Here is a 16,756-nt window from a genome sequence, read left to right as displayed (position 1 = left end):
CCATCGGCGCTACAGTGGCCCCTTTGGGTGGCGGACGTTCCGCTGCCGCGAAGGGGATTGCCATGACGTGGTTGATCGTCGGCCTGGTGTTGTTCCTCGGCGTGCACTCGGTGTCCATCGTGGCGCCGCGCGGGCGCAACGCACTGGCGCTGCGCGTGGGTGAGAACACCTACAAGGGCGTCTACGTGCTGGTGTCCTTCGTGGGCCTGGCGCTCATCGTCTGGGGCTACGGTCTGGCGCGGCAGGCGCCGGTGCAGCTCTACACACCGCCCGCCGCTCTGCGGCACCTGGCCTTGCTCCTGATGCTGCCCGTGTTCGTGCTGCTGATCGCGGCCTACCTGCCCGGGCGCATCCAGCGTGCCGCCCGGCACCCCATGCTGCTGTCGGTGAAATGCTGGGCCCTGGCCCACCTGCTGGCCAATGGCACGCTGGCCGACGTGTTGCTGTTCGGTGGCTTTCTGGCCTGGGCCGTGGCCGACCGCATCTCGGTCAAACGGCGCGCCGCCGCGGGTCTGCTGCGCAGCCCGCCCGCGCTGCCGGGCAGCGGCGCCAACGACGTGATCGCCGTGGTCGGCGGGCTGGCGATCTACGCGGTGTTCCTGGGGTGGGCGCATGCCTGGCTGTTGGGCGTGAATCCTCTGGGATGAGGCCGGGAACCCTCGCTCTGTGCGCGCTCCAACAGATGACCGCCCATTTTTCCGCCATCATCTTCCCTTCACCATGACACGCACCCACTCCCCGCTGCTGCCGTTGCTGTTTCTTTCGGGAGCGCTGCTTGCCCTTGCCACGCATGCGCAATCGCCATCGCCCACCGTCACCACCGAAGTGGTCGCCCGCGGTCTGCAAAACCCCTGGGCCGTGGCCTTCATCGGCGAGGGCCGCATGGTCGTGACCGAGCGGCCTGGCCGCATGCGCGTCATCGGCGCCGATGGCCGCCTGGGTGAGCCGCTCAAGAACGTGCCCGATGTGGACGCGGTGGGGCAGGGCGGCCTGCTCGACCTCGTCGCCGACCGCGACTTCGCGCGCAACCGCACGCTGCACTTCTGCTTCAGCGAACCCGGGCTGGGCGGCAATTCGACCGCGCTGGCCTCGGCCCGCCTCTCCGCCGACAACCGATCGCTGGACGGCGTGAAGGTCATCTTCAGCCAGAAGCCGAAGTTCGCCAGCCGGCTGCACTTCGGTTGCCGCATCGCACAGGCCGACGACGGCAGCCTGTTCCTCACGCTGGGCGACCGCTTCCAGCGCATGGCCGACGCGCAGACCTTGAACAACCACCACGGCAAGGTCGTGCGCGTGCGCCCCGATGGCAGCGCGCACCCCGACAACCCCTTCGTGGGCCGCAGCGGCGCGCTGCCCGAGATCTGGAGCCTGGGCCACCGCAACATGCAGGCCGCCACCATCGGTCCCGATGGCCGTCTGTGGACCGTCGAACACGGCCCGCAAGGCGGCGACGAAGTCAACGTTGCCGCGGCCGGCAAGAACTACGGCTGGCCCATCATCACCTACGGCGAAAACTACGGCGGCGGCAAGATCGGCGACGGCATCACCAGCAAGGCCGGCCTGGAACAACCGCTGAAGTACTGGGTGCCTTCCATCGCACCTTCCGGCATGGCCTTCGTGACCAGCGAGCGCTACGGCAAGGACTGGAAAGGCAGCCTGCTCGTGGGCTCGCTCAAGTTCCAGTACGTGGCGCGTCTCGTGGTGGAGGGTGATCGTGTGGTGCGCGAAGAAAAAGTGCTGCCCGATCTCGCCCAACGCGTGCGCGACGTGCGCGAAAGCCCCAACGGCTTCATCTACCTGCTCACCGACGACCGTGACGGCCAGCTGTTGCGGCTCAAGCCCCGAGGTTGACCACCATGAATCCCACGCCACGCCCGGTCGCCGCGCCTTGTGCGCCTGTTCAGAGTGACCGAGCGGGGCTGGCCCGCCACTACACCGCGGTGCGTGAACGCAGCCGCGCGTTGGCCGCGCCGCTCTCGCCCGAAGACTGCCAGGCCCAGTCCATGCCCGACGCCAGCCCGGTCAAGTGGCACCTGGCGCACGTCACCTGGTTCTTCGAGACCTTCGTGCTCGAACGCTTCGAGCCCGGCTTCGAGCCTTTTGACCCCGCGTTCCGCGTGCTCTTCAACAGTTACTACAACGGCGTGGGTGATCAGTTCGCGCGGCCGCAACGTGGCCTGATCACGCGCCCCGATCTGGCCGAGGTGTGGCGCTGGCGCGAGCAGGTGGACGAACGCATTGCGCGGCTGATAGACCGCACCGAGAGCGTTGAAGCCCTGCGCCTGATCGAACTCGGCCTGCACCACGAGCAGCAGCACCAGGAACTGCTGCTCACCGACGTCAAGCACCTCCTGTCCTTCAACCCGTTGCGTCCGGCGTACCAGCGCCATTGGCCGCTGGTGTCGGTGGCGAACGTCGCACCGCGTTGGGTGGAACAGCAGGGCGGGCTGATCGAGATCGGCCACACCGGCGAGGGTTTCGCCTTCGACAACGAGCTGCCGCGCCACCGCCAATGGCTCGAGCCCTATGCCTTGATGAACCGCCTGGTGACGCACGGCGAATGGTGGGCCTTCGTGCAAGACGGTGGCTACACCGACCCGCGCTGGTGGCTCGCCGCGGGTTGGGACTGGGTGCGCGCCCAAGGCGTGCGCGCGCCGCTCTACTGGACCTTGCCGCAAGACGGCAACGCCTTGCCGAGCGTGTTCACGCTGCACGGCGAAGCGCCGCTGGACCCGCACACGCCGGTCACGCACGTCAGCCACTTCGAGGCCGACGCCTTCGCGCACTGGGCCGCTGCCACACACACCGAGTGGGCCGGAGCGCGCCTGCCCAGCGAGGCCGAATGGGAAAACGCCGCGGCCCCCTTGCCGGTGCAAGGCAACCTGCAAGACAGTGCCGCGTTTCATCCACTGCCCGCGCGCAACGACGCCAGCGGCCTGCTGCAGATGCACGGCGATGTGTGGGAATGGACGCGCAGCAGCTACAGCGCCTACCCTGGCTTCCAGCCCGCCGAGGGCGCGGTGGGCGAGTACAACGGCAAGTTCATGGTCAACCAGACCGTGCTGCGTGGCGGTTCGTGCGCCACACCGGCGTCGCACCTGCGCGCCAGCTACCGCAACTTCTTTCCCACCGACGCGCGCTGGCAATTCAGCGGCTTGCGCCTCGCACGTTAAGGACATGCCATGCGATTCATTGACCAGGCGCCGCATTTCGTCCAGACGCACCAGTTGCGTCCCGATGCTTCCCACCCCGAGCTGATCGCCGGCCTGCTGCGGACGCCGGCCCGCATCGCGCCGAAGTTCTTCTACGACGCGCTCGGCTCGCGCCTGTTCGACGCCATCACCGAACTACCCGAGTACTACCCCACGCGCACCGAGGCGGCGGTGTTCGCGCAGCACGGCGCCGACATGGCGCGCCATGTGCCGAACGACGCGGTGCTGGTCGATCTGGGCGCGGGCAGTTGCGCCAAGGCCGCGCGCCTGTTTCCGGTGCTGCAACCGTCGGCCTATGTCCCGGTGGACATCTCGGTGGACTACCTGCGCGACACACTCGCCGCCCTGCAACAGCGCCAGCCCGACCTGCCCATGCTCGGTCTGGGCATGGACTTTTCCAGCCGCTTCGACCTCGGCCCTGCTGCCGATGACTGGTTGGGTGACCGCGGGCTCACGCAGCAGGCGCGCATCGTGTTCTACCCCGGGTCGAGCATCGGCAATTTCCTGCCGCACGAAGCGCTCGCGCTGCTGTGCCAGGCGCACGCAGTTTGCGAAGCTGGCGGTGCCGGTGGTGGCCTGCTGATCGGTGTGGACCGCGTCAAGCCGCGCGCCGTGCTCGAACCCGCGTACGACGACGCGCTGGGCGTGACCGCCGCGTTCAACCGCAACCTGCTGCGGCACGTGAACCGGCTCATCGGCGCAGACTTCGCACCGGCCGCATGGCAGCACAAGGTGCTCTTCAACGCGGACGAATCGCGCATCGAAATGCACCTGCAGGCCAGCGGCGCGCAAACCGTGCGCTGGCGCGGTGGCGAACGCCACTTCGACGATGGTGAACGCGTGCACACCGAGAACTCCTACAAGTGGGAACCCGAGGCCTTCATGGCGCTGCTGAGCGAAGCCGGTTTTGGCGAGGCGCGGCACTGGACCGACGCGAACGGCTGGTTCAGCGTGTTCTGGGCGCCGGCATAGCATCGGCGTCCGCACGCACAATGGCGGGTTGAACCACCGCCCAACCCCCATCACCATGACCGTTGCCACCGCGCCTGCCACACGCCAGGAACCCCGCCTCACCAGCCTCTCGCACGGAGGCGGCTGTGGCTGCAAGATCGCACCCGGCGTGCTCAGCGAGATCCTCAAAGGCACCAGCGGCATGCCGATCCCGCCCGAGCTGCTGGTGGGCATCGAGACCGCCGACGACGCGGCGGTGTACCGCCTCAACGACGAGCAGGCGCTGATCGCCACCACCGACTTCTTCATGCCCATCGTCGACGATCCGTTCGACTTCGGTCGCATCGCCGCGACCAACGCCATCAGCGACGTGTACGCCATGGGTGGCACGCCCATCATGGCGCTGGCCCTGGTGGGCATGCCGATCAACGTGTTGTCTACCGACACCATCGGCAAGATCCTCGCGGGCGGACAGAGCGTGTGCCGAGAGGCCGGCATCCCGATCGCGGGTGGCCACACCATCGACTCGGTCGAACCCATCTACGGCCTGGTCGCGCTCGGCCTGGTGCACCCCCGACGCGTCAAGCGCAACGCCGATGCGAAAGTCGGCGACCGCCTGGTATTGGGCAAGCCGCTCGGCGTGGGCGTGTTGTCCGCCGCGCTCAAGAAAGACGCGCTGCCGCCCGCGGGTTATGCGCAGATGATCGCGAACACAACGCAGCTCAACACCCCCGGCCCGGCGCTGGCCGCGCTCGACGGCGTGCATGCGCTCACCGACGTCACTGGCTTCGGCCTGGCCGGTCACGCGCTGGAAATGGCGCGCGGCTCGAACACGACGGTGCGCCTGGACATGGCACGCGTGCCCTTGATCGACGGCGTGCGCGGCCTCGCGGCGAGCGGCATGGTCACCGGTGCGTCGGGTCGCAACTGGGCGGCCTACGGTCACGAGGTGGCGCTTGGGGCAGGCCTGCAACCGGTGGACCAGGCCTTGCTCAGCGACCCACAAACCAGCGGTGGCCTGCTCGTGGCCTGCGCACCCGAGGCGGTGGACGCCGTGCTCGCGGTGTTTCGTGCCCAAGGTTTTGCCGCGGTGGCCGAAGTGGGCGAGATCACCGCGGCGCGCGCCGACGGTGTGCGTTTGCAAGTGGCGTGAACTGAAAGGCGCATCGCATGAACCGCCAACGCATCAGCTCCGGCTCGCCCTTCGAAGCGCAGATCGGCTACTCGCGCGCCGTGGTCGCGGGCGATTGGGTGTTCGTCTCGGGCACCACCGGTTTCGACTACGCCACCATGACCATCGCCGACGATGTGGTGGCGCAGGCCGAACAGTGTTTTCAGAACATCGCGGCGGCGCTGCGCGAGGCCGGTGCCAGCCTGGACGACGTGGTGCGCGTGAACTACGTGCTGCCCGATGCTTCGTTGTTCGAAGCCTGTTGGCCGGTGCTGCGCAAGCACCTGGGCCGCGCGCGGCCGGCGGCCATGATGATCACGGCCGGCCTGCTCGACCCGCGCATGAAGATCGAGGTGGAAGTGACGGCGCTCAAGCCACGTTGAGCGCCGTGGCCATCACTCCACGCGCACCTGCGTGGTGGTGGGTGCGGTCAGTTGCTTGCTCGTGTCCATGTTGTCCAGCAGTTCCAGCTTGAGGCTGTAGTTGCCCGCTGGGGGCGCCAGCCAGACTTCGGTCTGGCCATCGAAAAAATCGATGACGGCCGGAGCGCCGCTGGCGGGCGCCACCGTCAGGCGGAAATGCCCGCTGCCTTCCAGCCGCTGCGCGCGTTGCGCCACGTTGAACGACGACGCGTGAAACTGGACGCGGAACGGCGGCTTCACCACTGGCTGCGCCACTTGCAGGCCAATGCCCTTGACCGACAAGGTCTTGGGATCGGTGTCGTTCTTTTTCGTGACCGTGATCTTGGCGGGTTTGCTGTAGACGAAGTGCGGCAGGTGGTTCTGATCGGCCAGCAGCATGCGCAGGGTGTACGTGCCGGGCGCCAGCGTGAGCACCGTTTCCATCTGGCCTTTGCCGAAGTGGATGTACTGGTCGTTGAACGGCAGGGCTTCCTTGAAGTTCAGCGGCAGGTCGCGGTTGACCAGCAGGTGGTGGTGACCACTGCGTTCACTGCCCTTGATGGCAATCGGCGCCAGACCCCAACCACCCGAGAGACCGAACTTGAGCACGTACGGCGTCTCGATGCTGTCGCCGTCCTTGAGATTGGTGAAGTAGGCCTCGGAGTTCGCACGCGGCGGCGGTGCTTGCCATGGATGCAGTTTCGAGGGAGGGCTGCTCTGAGCGACGCTGAGTGTGGACGCCGTGGCGAGAAGCAGATAGGCGAGGTGTTTGAGCGCGTGCATTGGAGAGGGTAGTCCGTGAAAGAGGATCGGATGGTGAGCCCTTCCCTTAGGCGCGTTCATCGATGTGACTGGCTTGAACGCCGCTCCAAGACTCGTCCACAAGTCTATCGAACGGATGTGACCGGCCATTTGGCCTGTTCTCGTCGAACGTGATTTGCTTTTGTTTTTGCGCTTTTTGGAGAGTCCAAAAAATGCTGCTACAATGCAAGGCTTCGCGGCTGTAGCTCAGTTGGATAGAGTACTTGGCTACGAACCAAGGGGTCGTGGGTTCAATTCCTGCCAGCCGCACCAGAATTTACGTTCTAGAACAACGGGTTAGCTCCACAAGGGCTAACCCGTTTTTCTTTGCTGCGGGACTTTTGCGGGACTCGGAATCCTCCTCTGCAACCGATGCCCTACACCTGCTTGCTGGCTTTTCGCAACGCATGCTCTGCCTTCAGTGCCTGGAGGCTCTTGTTCCAGCCATTTGTCGGCTGCGTGATCTTCTCTAGGGCCTCATGGATCTCTCGAATCTGGGCCATTGAGTAGTGGTCCGTGACGGAGCGATTGCTGTGCCACAGGACGTCCCGCCGGGTCGACTCACTGACGCCGGCCTCACGCAGTCGCATGCCCACAGTATGGCGAAGATCGTGGACATGCAGATCGCCCAGACCAGCCCTTGAGCGCGCTGCTTGCCACGCGCTGTTGTTCATGGCCTTGATTGGTCCCAGTGCACGGTGGCGCCAGGACATCGCAAAAACGTGGGTAGGGTGATGTCCGCGTGCTTCCTCAATCACGGCCTGAGAAATGCTGTTGCACACCACCAGCTTTGAAGTGCGGCGCCCCTTGACGTTTTCTGGCGGAGTCTCAAAAACAGAGATGTTGAGCTCCGGCACTGGGATCTCCCAAGCCCATTGGAGATTACAAACCACATCATCTCGCACGCCGCTGTGCAGGGTAAACAGCGCCATGTCGCGAAGATGCTTCGGCAACTCTTTCAGTAAAAGCACCTGCTCGTCCCAAGTGATCGGCCGTGGCGGGCGCTGATGACCTGTCAAAGGCAACATGGTGATCAGGGGGGCAGAGACCAGCCAGGGCTTGCCCGACTCGGAATCGCGCCATGTCCCCGCTGCCAGATTGAGGACTCGGCGCACCGCGCCCAAGCTCAAATTGATCGTTTTGTGTGAGATCTTTGCCTCGCGTCGAGCATCGATGAAAGGCTGCAGTGTTCCGGAGTGAACTTGCTCAAGCAGAAGGTCGCCAATGTAGGGCATCACAGCCTTCAGGTGATAGCCAGATGACTCTACTGACGCCATATGCACATTCTCTTCAATGAAGCGCCCAGCAGCTTGGTCGAAGGTGATCTGGGGGGTGGCTCCATGGACACGCGTCTGCCGTAGTGCCTCTAGTTCCCGGGTGAGCCACGCTTCTGCGTCTTCATACGATTCAAAGCTTTGGTAAAGCCGAACGCGCTCGACGAATTTATCGACGACCCAGTTGCCGTTTTGCCGTTTGTAGATGCCGGTTGATTTTTTTCCCATGGTGTTGCACTCGTTTTTTCTGGTTGCGTCTGCATGTCGTCGGCGCGAGCGAGCTCAGTGCCGGGTGCATTGAACATTTCGTATGCGATCGCCTTCACTTCTTCGCAAAGGAACAGGAGAGAAGTACCTTTCTTTGCTGTTCTCAGGCGCGGCCTGATGTGCATGTCGAAGTAGCTTGGCTTGACGCAAAGTGCTTGAATGGCGCCCTGGCGGTTCATGCAGTACCGATGGAACTCACCGTCGAAGTCGGGCCGTGGTTTTTCTTTCATGTGTAGTTCTCTCTGATCAAGATTGCATAGGTCAGTAACTTGTCAAGAGCACGGCAGTACGCAAGCGCCTCAGTGAGGCAAAGCCGAGCCTGGGCACAGACAACTTGCCCAAGTGATGAAATAGGAAAAAATCAGAAACCCGCCTTGCGAGGAGCGGGACAGTAAAAGGACGTGTGGCCTGCGCAGAAGGCGGCCGGTGCGAAGCTGGCGCGTGAATGGCCGCTAGCTCGCGATGATTGAAGGATTTCGCCTTCACGCACTTGCGTGCGCCGACCCAGGTATCTAGGTCAAATCAGAATCAATCAGACGACCATGACCAGTCTTTTCATTCGAGACTTGTCACAACGCTGATCTGGGTGGAGCTCACTCATAAAAATCAGTGAACTCAAGTTGAAGGAAGGCATGTGCCTTCACGTACTGTCGTACGGTGACTAGAAATGTATTGGGCTGACCGAACCTGGTCAATCGATCACGACCAGTCCTGCGCGCTGGCCCTTGTCAGTGCTCGCACGCCTGCCCCAACTGCCCATCGCGTTTCACGCTGGCCCGCGTCTCATGGTTTCGGCGACAAAGCCATTGCGTGTGGCCCAGGCAAGCGACAGGACGTGTTTTGCCGTGAAACGGCTGGCGTGAGTCTTCCGAGGAGTGCCGTCCGCAATACTCAAAACGACGATCCGCGCTGGATGGGTTGCTGCCGCGCTTGCATGCCAGAGTTCCAGAAAGGGCTTCAATTCATCCCGGGGCCACTGTTGATAAGCAACTTCAAGTCGTACTGGCGGCGCCCGCCCGCCAGCGCTGCTACTGGGAGCTGGAGCAGATGGGTCCGTCGCTATCACCTCGACCCTGCAGGTTTGGCTCCGGAACTTGACTGCGTTTGCCATCGTGCTCGGCAGCATGGCGGTGCACTCCGAAGTAGACGTTGCCGGGGGGCGTAAGGTCGTAGTCGCCATGTTCACGACCAATCCGATCTTGTGGCGCGTCACTGCCGTACGAAGTTCCTGTAGGACGACCTGCCGGTCTGTGGACAGATTCACCCCGAAGTACCCTTGGGGTGTGAACACCAGCAGGATCGGTTCATGCTGCAGGTTAACCAGGGCGAGCTTGCTGAGCAGCGCCTCAAGCCGCAGGGCTTTTTCACGCTGCACGTCGGGGCTATACAGCTCCCCCTGAGTTCGATTGGCGGACACTGCTGCGACAGGACCTAAGTGGCTTGGCGCAGCCGTCTGATCGAAGGTTCCGCCCAGAATCACAGTGGCGCAGATGGCAACTGCGAGCGATCGCCCGGAGATCACGCTCACCGGTGCCTGCTTCTCACGTTCTCTGCGGATGGCGGTGACCAAAAACGAGGTCAATACGCCAGTAGCGACAAAGGTCAGCACGCCCATCCCGCCTTTGCCGATGAATAGCCAACCCAGGCTCGGATGTGCCAAACCCCATCCGCTCATGGGCGTGATGAGTGTCACGAACCACACGCCCACCAATGTGATGAACCGCCGGAATGTAGTTGTGTGGTGGCCACCAGTGAGCGACCATGCCGCTGCAGAGAAGGCCAGAACCAGGCAAGTGGTCATCAGCCTTTCCCCTCTATCGATGTCCTGTGTGACCAGGAGTCCACCGATGGCGTACGGGCCGAGCGCGCCAAGGTAGTAGCCAGCGGAGATTGCCAAAGCTCGCAGACGCGTTGGCTGAAGTCCGCACATGAAAGGCAGCAGGGTGCTGAGGGCGCCTCCCCACGCGGTCCCAGGCCAGGCCACATAGCCAAGTGTCAGTCCACAGACGCCAAGCGCAGGCAGATACATCTCAAGACTGCGCTTCACTGCCGTACCTCGGGGTGGCGCGGGGCTAGTAGGCCCATGTGGGAGGCGATTCGTGACAGGCCCGTCGAGCCAATCAGATGGGACCGGAGGGGGACGCGAAGCTTGGACGCGGGCTCGCCAACTCGCGCGAGCTGGATCCACCTGCGATCTGCATTACATCTGTCGAGATGAAGATCCCAGGTGTCATGGCCTGAGAGCTCGATCTCCAGCGTCAACCAGTCGCAGATACCCTGTGTCAGTGCTTCCGATGCGGGTAACACCGCACCCACTTTCGCGACACATACCCCTTCGATTTCGAGCACAAATTTCAGGACAGCTATGAGACGCGCGCCCTCCTGCTCACGGCGGAGCCATCGCGTTGGCCAGCCTCGTTCACTGCTTGCCACCAGCAGGATGAAGCCGAGGCTCGATGCTGGGCTGTGTGCGGGTTGATGTGCTGGTAGTGCCAGCTCATGCTGAAACGTCGCACCTCCGGGTAGCGCGTGTTCCAGCAAGAAGCGGGTGGTCTCAGGCTCCCAGTGCTCAAGCTCGCTTACCCACGGTAGTCGGCGCAGGACATTTGTGCGTACGCCTTCGGGTGCCCAATTTTGCAGGGCATCCTGAACCATGTCCCAATGTGTCGAGCGCGGCGGCACAGCTGGGCTGTTTTTTTCGTCCACATGCTCCATCTCGCTGAACACTGCGGGAATCGCCAAGAGTTCATTGAAAGTGACTTTTTGGCGGTGCCGGTAGGCCAGCCGGGTCGCCGTGACGGCAAGTTGGTCCAGATCCTCTGCGGTTTGTACGCCGGGATCCATCGCGTTCTCGCCTGTGTGAAGGGACGTGCTCCCATTAGCTCTGGTTTGCCGTCCTTGTTCCATCTCGCTCAAACACCACACAAATGGTGGTTGTGGTTTTTCGTTCATGGCATCTCTCCAGCCCGAAGGGTGGCCTGTTTCGCACGAATCCAGTCGCACCCCTTTTGGCTTTGGCTTATCGTTGCGGGCTTTTTCATGGCGGAATCAGTAGTCGCTGTCCTGCCAGAGGCGGTACAGGTGGTCCTCCTCCATCTGATCTTGAATCTGCTTGTAGGAGTCGTCATCGTCGTCATCAGAGTGTGATGATCGGCCTCTCGCGCTGCTGTTACCTTGAAACGCGATTGCGCCAACAAAAATCAAGAATCCGAGCACCAGCCAGGTAGTGGAGTTCATGCCCGAGCTCCTGTGAGGAGGGAACCTCGGCCAAGCAAGCGCAGTGGCTCCCTCGAGATGATTCGTGCAGCGGCCCAACGCAGATAGCAAATCTGCTCTTGCAGGTTGCTAGGTTCCGGCATCGTGCGCAGCCCAAGCTCGTCGACCATTGCCTCGAGCAGGGGATCCAATGCACTGCGGGTCGCCCAGAGCGAGAATCCCAGGCCGGGCCGCAATTGACGCAGCTTCTGCATGAGCAGGTTGCGTCCGCACACCGACTTCAAGAGCCAGTGGGGCGCCCCGGTGATAGATCGATTCAGCGCGGCAACGTCGAAGTGCTGTCTCAGGGTTTGGCGCCAGGCCGTGGCCCGAATCGCTTCTTGGTGTGTGAGAGTCATTCGTTCCTCTTGCGTGTGATTGATCAGACCAAGTTCGCACAAGAGGACCTGATGTCAAGGCGGGGCGGTCATTTTTTGTCGACTGCAGCTCGCCTAGCAGGCCGATGGCAAGCTGAGTACATCCGATGAATGAACCACCTTGTGAGTGCCCCTGTCAGTCCTCACCAAACCAAGTTGTGATGCCCTTCGCAGATGCACGCTCTTCCGCAGCGCTCAGCTTGCTTTCTGAGCATGGGCGCCTAAAATATTTTGGAATGATTGCGTTCAACCAGGAGTTCAAATGACGGCGCCAGATCTGCTAAAGATATTTATGGCTGTGGGGATCTTGGTGGCCATATGTGGAATCCGTTGGCTGAACAGAGCGACCGCAGAGCTTGCTGAGGAGAATCGGCGCGAGCGTGTTCGCATGGGTTGCGGTGAAGAGTCCCTCTGAAGTATTCACATCACCACGAACTGTTGTGACTGCGTTCATGGAGGGACGTCGTCACCCCTTCATCCCACTCTTGGCCCGATTCAGGCTGCCGCCTTTCTGTTCCTCGTTCGTTCGTACGCTGGCCCAAACATGCTCTTGAATTTCGAATCGAGCGGGCTGGCAACCGATGCTCCTTCCTCCATGTGTTCGGCAGCACTTACTTGGATACTCTGTGATGCGCAAGTAGGTACCGATATATGCAGGGGTGCCGCTGAGGCTTCAACTGCAGCTGGCGCGTGAGGCAGGTGGCCGGAGGGCGGCAAGCTCCAGCGGCCCATGGCAATTCGGAACTGGTAGCCCAAGTGGACCAACTGAAGGATCTCCATGTTGAGACCTGCAGGGCTGATCCCCTTGAGATAGTCCAGAACCCCAACCCCATCCGGGGGAATGGTGACCCTGACCCTCAGAGCTTCACCTGGTTTCTCTGATCGTTTTCGTTGCACCATGACGTGCTCCCTCGATCAACGGTTTGCGGAGGCTTCGTTCGCAGAGTAGTCGGCCACTACTTGGAAACCGCGCACGTTGGAGAAGGTTGAGCCACCATCCATCCTCAGGCGACGGCGCAGCTCAGGCGCATGTGCGCGGAGAAACTCAAAGAACACCGCGCCACCGCCGCCACATACCAAGATGTTGTCGAAGTCGTTCAAGGCGCCTGCCGTGTTGAGCATCGCCTCATATCCACGTCGAAGGACCTCGTTGATGGCACCCTTGTAGCGGGCCATTTCGTAGTCCTCGCCACCAATACGAACGGTTTCACGGTTGTCGCGGATGGCCATGTCAATCGCCTGAATGACACCGTACTGGTTCTTCAGGTCCGGATGGATCGCTTTGGCCACCTCGTACGCACACGCCAGCATCGACTCTGGATGAGCACCCGAGCGTTCGTAGTTGGGGACCTTGTCGTAGGCCGCCAGAAAGTCAATCGTTCCGCCGCCCACGTCGACCACGAGATTCCACCCGCTCATCTCGAAGTCCTTGTGCGTGAGGCCGTAGTAGTAAAGGGCTCCGAGGGGTTGCACCATCACGGAGGCGTCCAGCACCGTTACGTGCCTTGCACCCACTTCAATATCTGGGCTGATCACGGCGTGCCGACCGATGACCAGCTCGCGCAGGTGGTTCTCGTATTCGTCAAAGGTGTTGAGGGGGAGTCCTACGGTCAGGTGCTGAATCGTCATCTCTTTCGGATTGCCTTCATCGACCAGCATGTAGTGCATAGCCCCCTGCATGAGCGCGAGGTAGGAGGGAGAGGTGCAGTAGTCCTTCATGACGTGGCGTGGCTGGAGCCCCTTGAGGTGCATCTCGACCCCACGACCGGCAAAGTGCGGCACCCCATCGATTTCGCTGATGCATCCGTCGGCCCCAAGGGTGCCGGGTGAATGTCGGAAAGTGGCGCCCGCCCGCAAGGTGGCGGTGATCGACGGAAACAGGTCCGCATGGATGATCGGGACACCTCGTGCCACCTTGTGGCCACAGGTGAACTTGGTATTGACGTAGCCCACGTCGATGGCTCGTGCGGGAACAGTGATCAGATGTGCGTCGCGTTTCATAGGTCTCTCCAGGTTTCTTACTTGCACAAAATTGTGCTGCTGGGAATTCTGTTGGGGCCTTCGCACCTCTGCAAGCGATGCGGACCAGTTGTTGGCCACGGGAGGCCAAGTCGGGCCAGTGCAGGCCATAAACCGTAACTCTTGCGAGGCGACCCTTGTCCACGCTGTTGTATTGGCCAGGGTGGGCCACCCGAGGCCACTGGCGACCACAAAGTGTTCTCGTGGGAGGCGAGTCCCGACAACAACGTCACAGTAGGGGCCGCAGGAGGCCATGGCAGGCCAGTGCGGCTTCGACGCACAGTGCGCACGCGGGGCTGAAGCTGGTTTCTTCGAAGGTGAGGCCACGGGTGGCCATGGACGGTCACAACGTGTGGGTCAGCCAAAGAATCGCGCCTCACTGCGGCGTGAACCATCCTGTCGAAACGCGCAATCAGGTGGCTCCATTTATGTAGGGAGCTAGGGGCAGGGCTGCCATTTCTTGTTGCCTCAATCGACGGATCGTTTTACGCGTTCAAGTATCGTGTTGACGGCGAGAGATCAACAGGGCACTTTCAAACAACCCACTTTGGGTGTCTGCAGGAGTGGTGGCAACCAGAGTGATATGAAGACTTCTGATCTGAAAGGACTTTTTTGCCGTTTGGCATGAATGACACGCTGCGGGAGAATTTTTTGCCATCTGTGGACAAGGGCTCGGGCAGACTACGTTGAGCGGTACCTATCCCCAACTGGTCCGCATCACAAGACAAGACTGCAAACAGCATCTACTATTCGCTCACCTGTACCTCTGGTACTTAGACATCCCAGTGATGTCCCACTCCCTACACAGGGAAAACCGCTAGCCGACGCTTCACCATGAGTGTCCTAAGGCAACAAGCCGACTTCCCACGTTGGAAGTCGCACACCAAGACGGCGCTCTGTATGGAGCGTCGCAAAACAGGTCGCATAAAGACCAGCTGCTGAGCCCGCGACGCGGTTCAGAAGTGGCGACCCCGAATGGGGACTGCCCACAGCAAGCTAATAAGGCCTTCATATGGAAGCCGCCAGCCAACGCTCTGAGCTACGGAGCGAGTGTGGACGCGCAAGCGTATCGATCAACTCACGTTTTGACTTTGCTCTGACGACTACCTGCGGGTGGTTCGTCACAAGTACCTCCCGCCTGGCGCGTTTGCCGGGAGCCCACAGGGCCTAAGAAGGGGCAGGTTGGACAAGCAGCAAGGGACAACGCCGCCAAATCAGTCTGGCGGTGAAGTGAGTTCACCTGGGTAGTGAATAGCTGCTCTGGTCTAGCCCACCCACAAGGCTCTGTCTGAACAAGACAGTACCCCCCCGAGGATGTCCATGCGTCGGGGTGCCCATCAAAAAAGGATGGGGGTCACACGGGGATTCCACCTGTGCCGACAGGACAGCTTGCTAACGAAAAACGGAAATCACCGAAGACTGACGTGCTTTGCCCAGGGGCCTTGTACCGGGCGACCAGTAGCAAAAAGACGAATGAAAAGCCAGAGCGATCTGGCGGTTTGGGCGTGCCTGAAGGTTTAGGCATGCGGGTGCGTTGGGCGCCCGCAGGTGTTAACCATCATCACGACGAAAGTCACAACAGGAGAAAGAGAAATGGCGAAAGCATCAGGCAATGGTCGCGGCAAACGTCGCGCACACCGATTGAAGTCGCGTGCGGAAACACTTACCAGGGGAGGGCCGGGAAGTGAAAAGCCACGCTCACTCGACGCGATCAAGGCACATCCCAACGACCCGTTGCGACAGATGGTGTTTTTCCTGCACGATCTGGACCTTCAGTCGTTCATCGGTCGCAAGCGAGTCGTCGCTGAGAAGACGCGCACGGCGTTCGGAAGCACACTAAAAAACGTCGTCAACGATCTGAAGAAGCTGAACATGCATATTCAGCGCATCGACGAGATTGGGTGGCGTCACGCTGTGGCGTTGGCTGCGTACTGGGCCAATGAACTGGGTCACAGTAGCTCGACGATTCAAAACAAGTTGACGGTGATCCGCAAGTTCTGCGAACTCATCGGCAAGAAGGGTGCGATCCCGAAGCGCGAAAAGCTCTACCAGGCACTGGAGGCGAAAGGTGTCGAAAAATCCGCCGTGACGCGTGCGCAAGTGACCCACGGCAGCAAGAGCTGGAAGGCTGCCGGGGTGGATGCCCACGCGATCATTGAAGTCGTCGCGGTCGAAAATCCTCAGGAGGCACTCCTGTTCGAGCTCGAGCTGCACTTCGGCTTGCGTGTCAAAGAGGCGCTGAGCTTTCGCCCACGTGAGGCCGAGCGCCGTGAAGGCATTGCGATCAAACTGGGCACGAAGGGTGGTTTGGGTCGCTTTGTGCCCTTCATGAAGGATCCTGTGAAGCAGGCCAAACAGCGCGATGTTCTTGAGCGCGCGCGCGCCTGGGCTGACGAGCACAACAACAAGGGTGAGATGGGCTACCCGCGCCTGACGATGGAAGAGGCGCGGACCAAGTATTACCACGTGCTGCGCAAGTACGGTATCAACAAGAAAGCCATGGGTGTTGCGAGTCACGGTCTGCGTCACCAGTTTGCCGCCGACATGTTCGAGGACATCACTGGCCACCGTCCGCCGGCTGAGGGTGAGCAGTCGCCAGCGTGGTTCAAACAGAACCGTGAACTGGTCAACCATGCCTACAAGAATGTGTCAGAAGCTCTGGGCCACTGGCGCAAGGACATTTCCACGGCGTATCTCAGCTCGGTGTCGATGATGAGCAAGTTGCAACAACAGCGCATCGAGAAGCTGATCGAGATGGTTCAGAACACGCCCGGCATCGCCCCAGGGTTGTTGGAACTGGGTGTGAAGCGTGCGTGGTTGACGGGACGTGCCGCATTGGGGATTGAAATGCCACACAACGAGCGCTTCGTTCTTACCGTGGGCCTTGAGGAGGGCGTCAAGTGGGATGTGCTCCATGGTGTCCACGCGCTGCTTCAAAAGTTGCTTCCTGGCCGCGTGATGGTCACTCCCCTGCTCGGTGGCGTGCAACCGGATGACGGCGTAGAGGTTTTCCTCTGCTGAGGAAGAC

At 61.5% G+C, this 16,756-nt stretch carries 14 protein-coding genes and 1 tRNA gene; 8 read left to right on the top strand and 7 right to left on the bottom strand.

Translation table 11 applies throughout. The features are described 5' to 3' along the window. Positions 1-62: 62 nt before the first annotated feature. From FFS09_RS04080 to FFS09_RS04055, 6 genes are all read left to right on the top strand, one after another. Positions 63-647, top strand: coding sequence for an NnrU family protein (locus FFS09_RS04080; protein WP_137917571.1), 585 nt, complete (start codon positions 63-65; stop codon positions 645-647). Positions 648-720: 73 nt separating this feature from the next. Beyond that, positions 721-1,851: a PQQ-dependent sugar dehydrogenase gene (locus tag FFS09_RS04075; RefSeq protein ID WP_137917570.1), complete on the top strand. Its 1,131-nt coding sequence runs from the start codon at positions 721-723 to the stop codon at positions 1,849-1,851. 5 nt (positions 1,852-1,856) lie between these two features. Then, positions 1,857-3,173 (top strand): ergothioneine biosynthesis protein EgtB, encoded by a 1,317-nt coding sequence (gene egtB, locus FFS09_RS04070; RefSeq protein ID WP_137917569.1) that lies wholly within the window; start codon positions 1,857-1,859, stop codon positions 3,171-3,173. A gap of 9 nt (positions 3,174-3,182) precedes the next feature. Further along, on the top strand, positions 3,183-4,184 hold the full coding sequence (gene egtD, locus FFS09_RS04065) for an L-histidine N(alpha)-methyltransferase (RefSeq protein WP_137917568.1): 1,002 nt from the start codon (positions 3,183-3,185) through the stop codon (positions 4,182-4,184). A 55-nt stretch (positions 4,185-4,239) separates the two neighbouring features. Then, positions 4,240-5,316 carry a selenide, water dikinase SelD gene (gene selD, locus FFS09_RS04060; RefSeq protein ID WP_137917567.1) on the top strand — a complete coding sequence of 359 codons (1,077 nt, stop codon included), beginning with the start codon at positions 4,240-4,242 and terminating at the stop codon, positions 5,314-5,316. A gap of 17 nt (positions 5,317-5,333) precedes the next feature. Continuing rightward, the gene (locus FFS09_RS04055) at positions 5,334-5,717 is read left to right on the top strand and encodes a RidA family protein (protein WP_137917566.1); all 384 of its coding nucleotides are present in this window, start codon (positions 5,334-5,336) and stop codon (positions 5,715-5,717) included. A 12-nt stretch (positions 5,718-5,729) separates the two neighbouring features. Here the strand turns inward: FFS09_RS04055 and FFS09_RS04050 are convergent, their stop codons facing one another. Further along, the gene (locus FFS09_RS04050; RefSeq protein WP_171019860.1) at positions 5,730-6,518 is read right to left on the bottom strand and encodes a DUF4399 domain-containing protein; all 789 of its coding nucleotides are present in this window, start codon (positions 6,516-6,518) and stop codon (positions 5,730-5,732) included. 214 nt (positions 6,519-6,732) lie between these two features. Here FFS09_RS04050 and FFS09_RS04045 point away from each other — a divergent pair. After that, positions 6,733-6,809: transfer RNA gene (locus tag FFS09_RS04045), tRNA-Arg, on the top strand. A 104-nt stretch (positions 6,810-6,913) separates the two neighbouring features. Here FFS09_RS04045 and FFS09_RS04040 read toward each other — a convergent pair. From FFS09_RS04040 to FFS09_RS04015, 6 genes are all read right to left on the bottom strand, one after another. Further along, entirely contained in the window at positions 6,914-8,038 is a 1,125-nt protein-coding gene (locus FFS09_RS04040) for a tyrosine-type recombinase/integrase (protein ID WP_137917564.1), read from the bottom strand. Positions 8,039-8,843: 805 nt separating this feature from the next. Next, positions 8,844-9,878: a hypothetical protein gene (locus FFS09_RS04035; RefSeq protein WP_137917563.1), complete on the bottom strand. Its 1,035-nt coding sequence runs from the start codon at positions 9,876-9,878 to the stop codon at positions 8,844-8,846. Between the two features lie 242 nt (positions 9,879-10,120). Next, positions 10,121-11,029: a hypothetical protein gene (locus tag FFS09_RS04030; protein WP_137917562.1), complete on the bottom strand. Its 909-nt coding sequence runs from the start codon at positions 11,027-11,029 to the stop codon at positions 10,121-10,123. 96 nt (positions 11,030-11,125) lie between these two features. Then, positions 11,126-11,314 (bottom strand): hypothetical protein, encoded by a 189-nt coding sequence (locus tag FFS09_RS04025; RefSeq protein WP_137917561.1) that lies wholly within the window; start codon positions 11,312-11,314, stop codon positions 11,126-11,128. Continuing rightward, on the bottom strand, positions 11,311-11,691 hold the full coding sequence (locus FFS09_RS04020) for a hypothetical protein (protein WP_137917560.1): 381 nt from the start codon (positions 11,689-11,691) through the stop codon (positions 11,311-11,313). Before FFS09_RS04020 ends, FFS09_RS04025 begins: the two co-directional genes overlap by 4 nt. Before the next feature lie 933 nt (positions 11,692-12,624). After that, complete coding sequence (locus FFS09_RS04015; RefSeq protein ID WP_171019859.1) at positions 12,625-13,710, bottom strand: ParM/StbA family protein; 1,086 nt, start codon at positions 13,708-13,710, stop codon at positions 12,625-12,627. Positions 13,711-15,321: 1,611 nt separating this feature from the next. Between FFS09_RS04015 and FFS09_RS04010 the strand changes: the two genes are divergently transcribed. Beyond that, entirely contained in the window at positions 15,322-16,749 is a 1,428-nt protein-coding gene (locus tag FFS09_RS04010) for a site-specific integrase (protein ID WP_137917558.1), read from the top strand. Positions 16,750-16,756 lie beyond the last annotated feature (7 nt).

The organism is Hydrogenophaga sp. 2FB (assembly GCF_005503365.1).
In the GTDB taxonomy this organism is placed as follows: domain Bacteria; phylum Pseudomonadota; class Gammaproteobacteria; order Burkholderiales; family Burkholderiaceae_C; genus Hydrogenophaga.
Note: the sequence above shows the minus strand (reverse complement) of the source record. Positions and strands in the feature narration are given on the sequence as shown.

Excerpts from the sequence above, each read along its gene's own strand:
- FFS09_RS04080 (WP_137917571.1), top strand. The coding sequence starts at position 63 with ATGACGTGGTTGATCGTCGGCCTGGTGTTGTTCCTCGGCGTGCACTCG.
- FFS09_RS04075 (WP_137917570.1), top strand. The coding sequence starts at position 721 with ATGACACGCACCCACTCCCCGCTGCTGCCGTTGCTGTTTCTTTCGGGA.
- egtB (WP_137917569.1), top strand. The coding sequence starts at position 1,857 with ATGAATCCCACGCCACGCCCGGTCGCCGCGCCTTGTGCGCCTGTTCAG.
- egtD (WP_137917568.1), top strand. The coding sequence starts at position 3,183 with ATGCGATTCATTGACCAGGCGCCGCATTTCGTCCAGACGCACCAGTTG.
- selD (WP_137917567.1), top strand. The coding sequence starts at position 4,240 with ATGACCGTTGCCACCGCGCCTGCCACACGCCAGGAACCCCGCCTCACC.
- FFS09_RS04055 (WP_137917566.1), top strand. The coding sequence starts at position 5,334 with ATGAACCGCCAACGCATCAGCTCCGGCTCGCCCTTCGAAGCGCAGATC.
- FFS09_RS04050 (WP_171019860.1), bottom strand. The coding sequence starts at position 6,518 with ATGCACGCGCTCAAACACCTCGCCTATCTGCTTCTCGCCACGGCGTCC.
- FFS09_RS04040 (WP_137917564.1), bottom strand. The coding sequence starts at position 8,038 with ATGGGAAAAAAATCAACCGGCATCTACAAACGGCAAAACGGCAACTGG.
- FFS09_RS04035 (WP_137917563.1), bottom strand. The coding sequence starts at position 9,878 with ATGACCACTTGCCTGGTTCTGGCCTTCTCTGCAGCGGCATGGTCGCTC.
- FFS09_RS04030 (WP_137917562.1), bottom strand. The coding sequence starts at position 11,029 with ATGAACGAAAAACCACAACCACCATTTGTGTGGTGTTTGAGCGAGATG.
- FFS09_RS04025 (WP_137917561.1), bottom strand. The coding sequence starts at position 11,314 with ATGAACTCCACTACCTGGCTGGTGCTCGGATTCTTGATTTTTGTTGGC.
- FFS09_RS04020 (WP_137917560.1), bottom strand. The coding sequence starts at position 11,691 with ATGACTCTCACACACCAAGAAGCGATTCGGGCCACGGCCTGGCGCCAA.
- FFS09_RS04015 (WP_171019859.1), bottom strand. The coding sequence starts at position 13,710 with ATGAAACGCGACGCACATCTGATCACTGTTCCCGCACGAGCCATCGAC.
- FFS09_RS04010 (WP_137917558.1), top strand. The coding sequence starts at position 15,322 with ATGGCGAAAGCATCAGGCAATGGTCGCGGCAAACGTCGCGCACACCGA.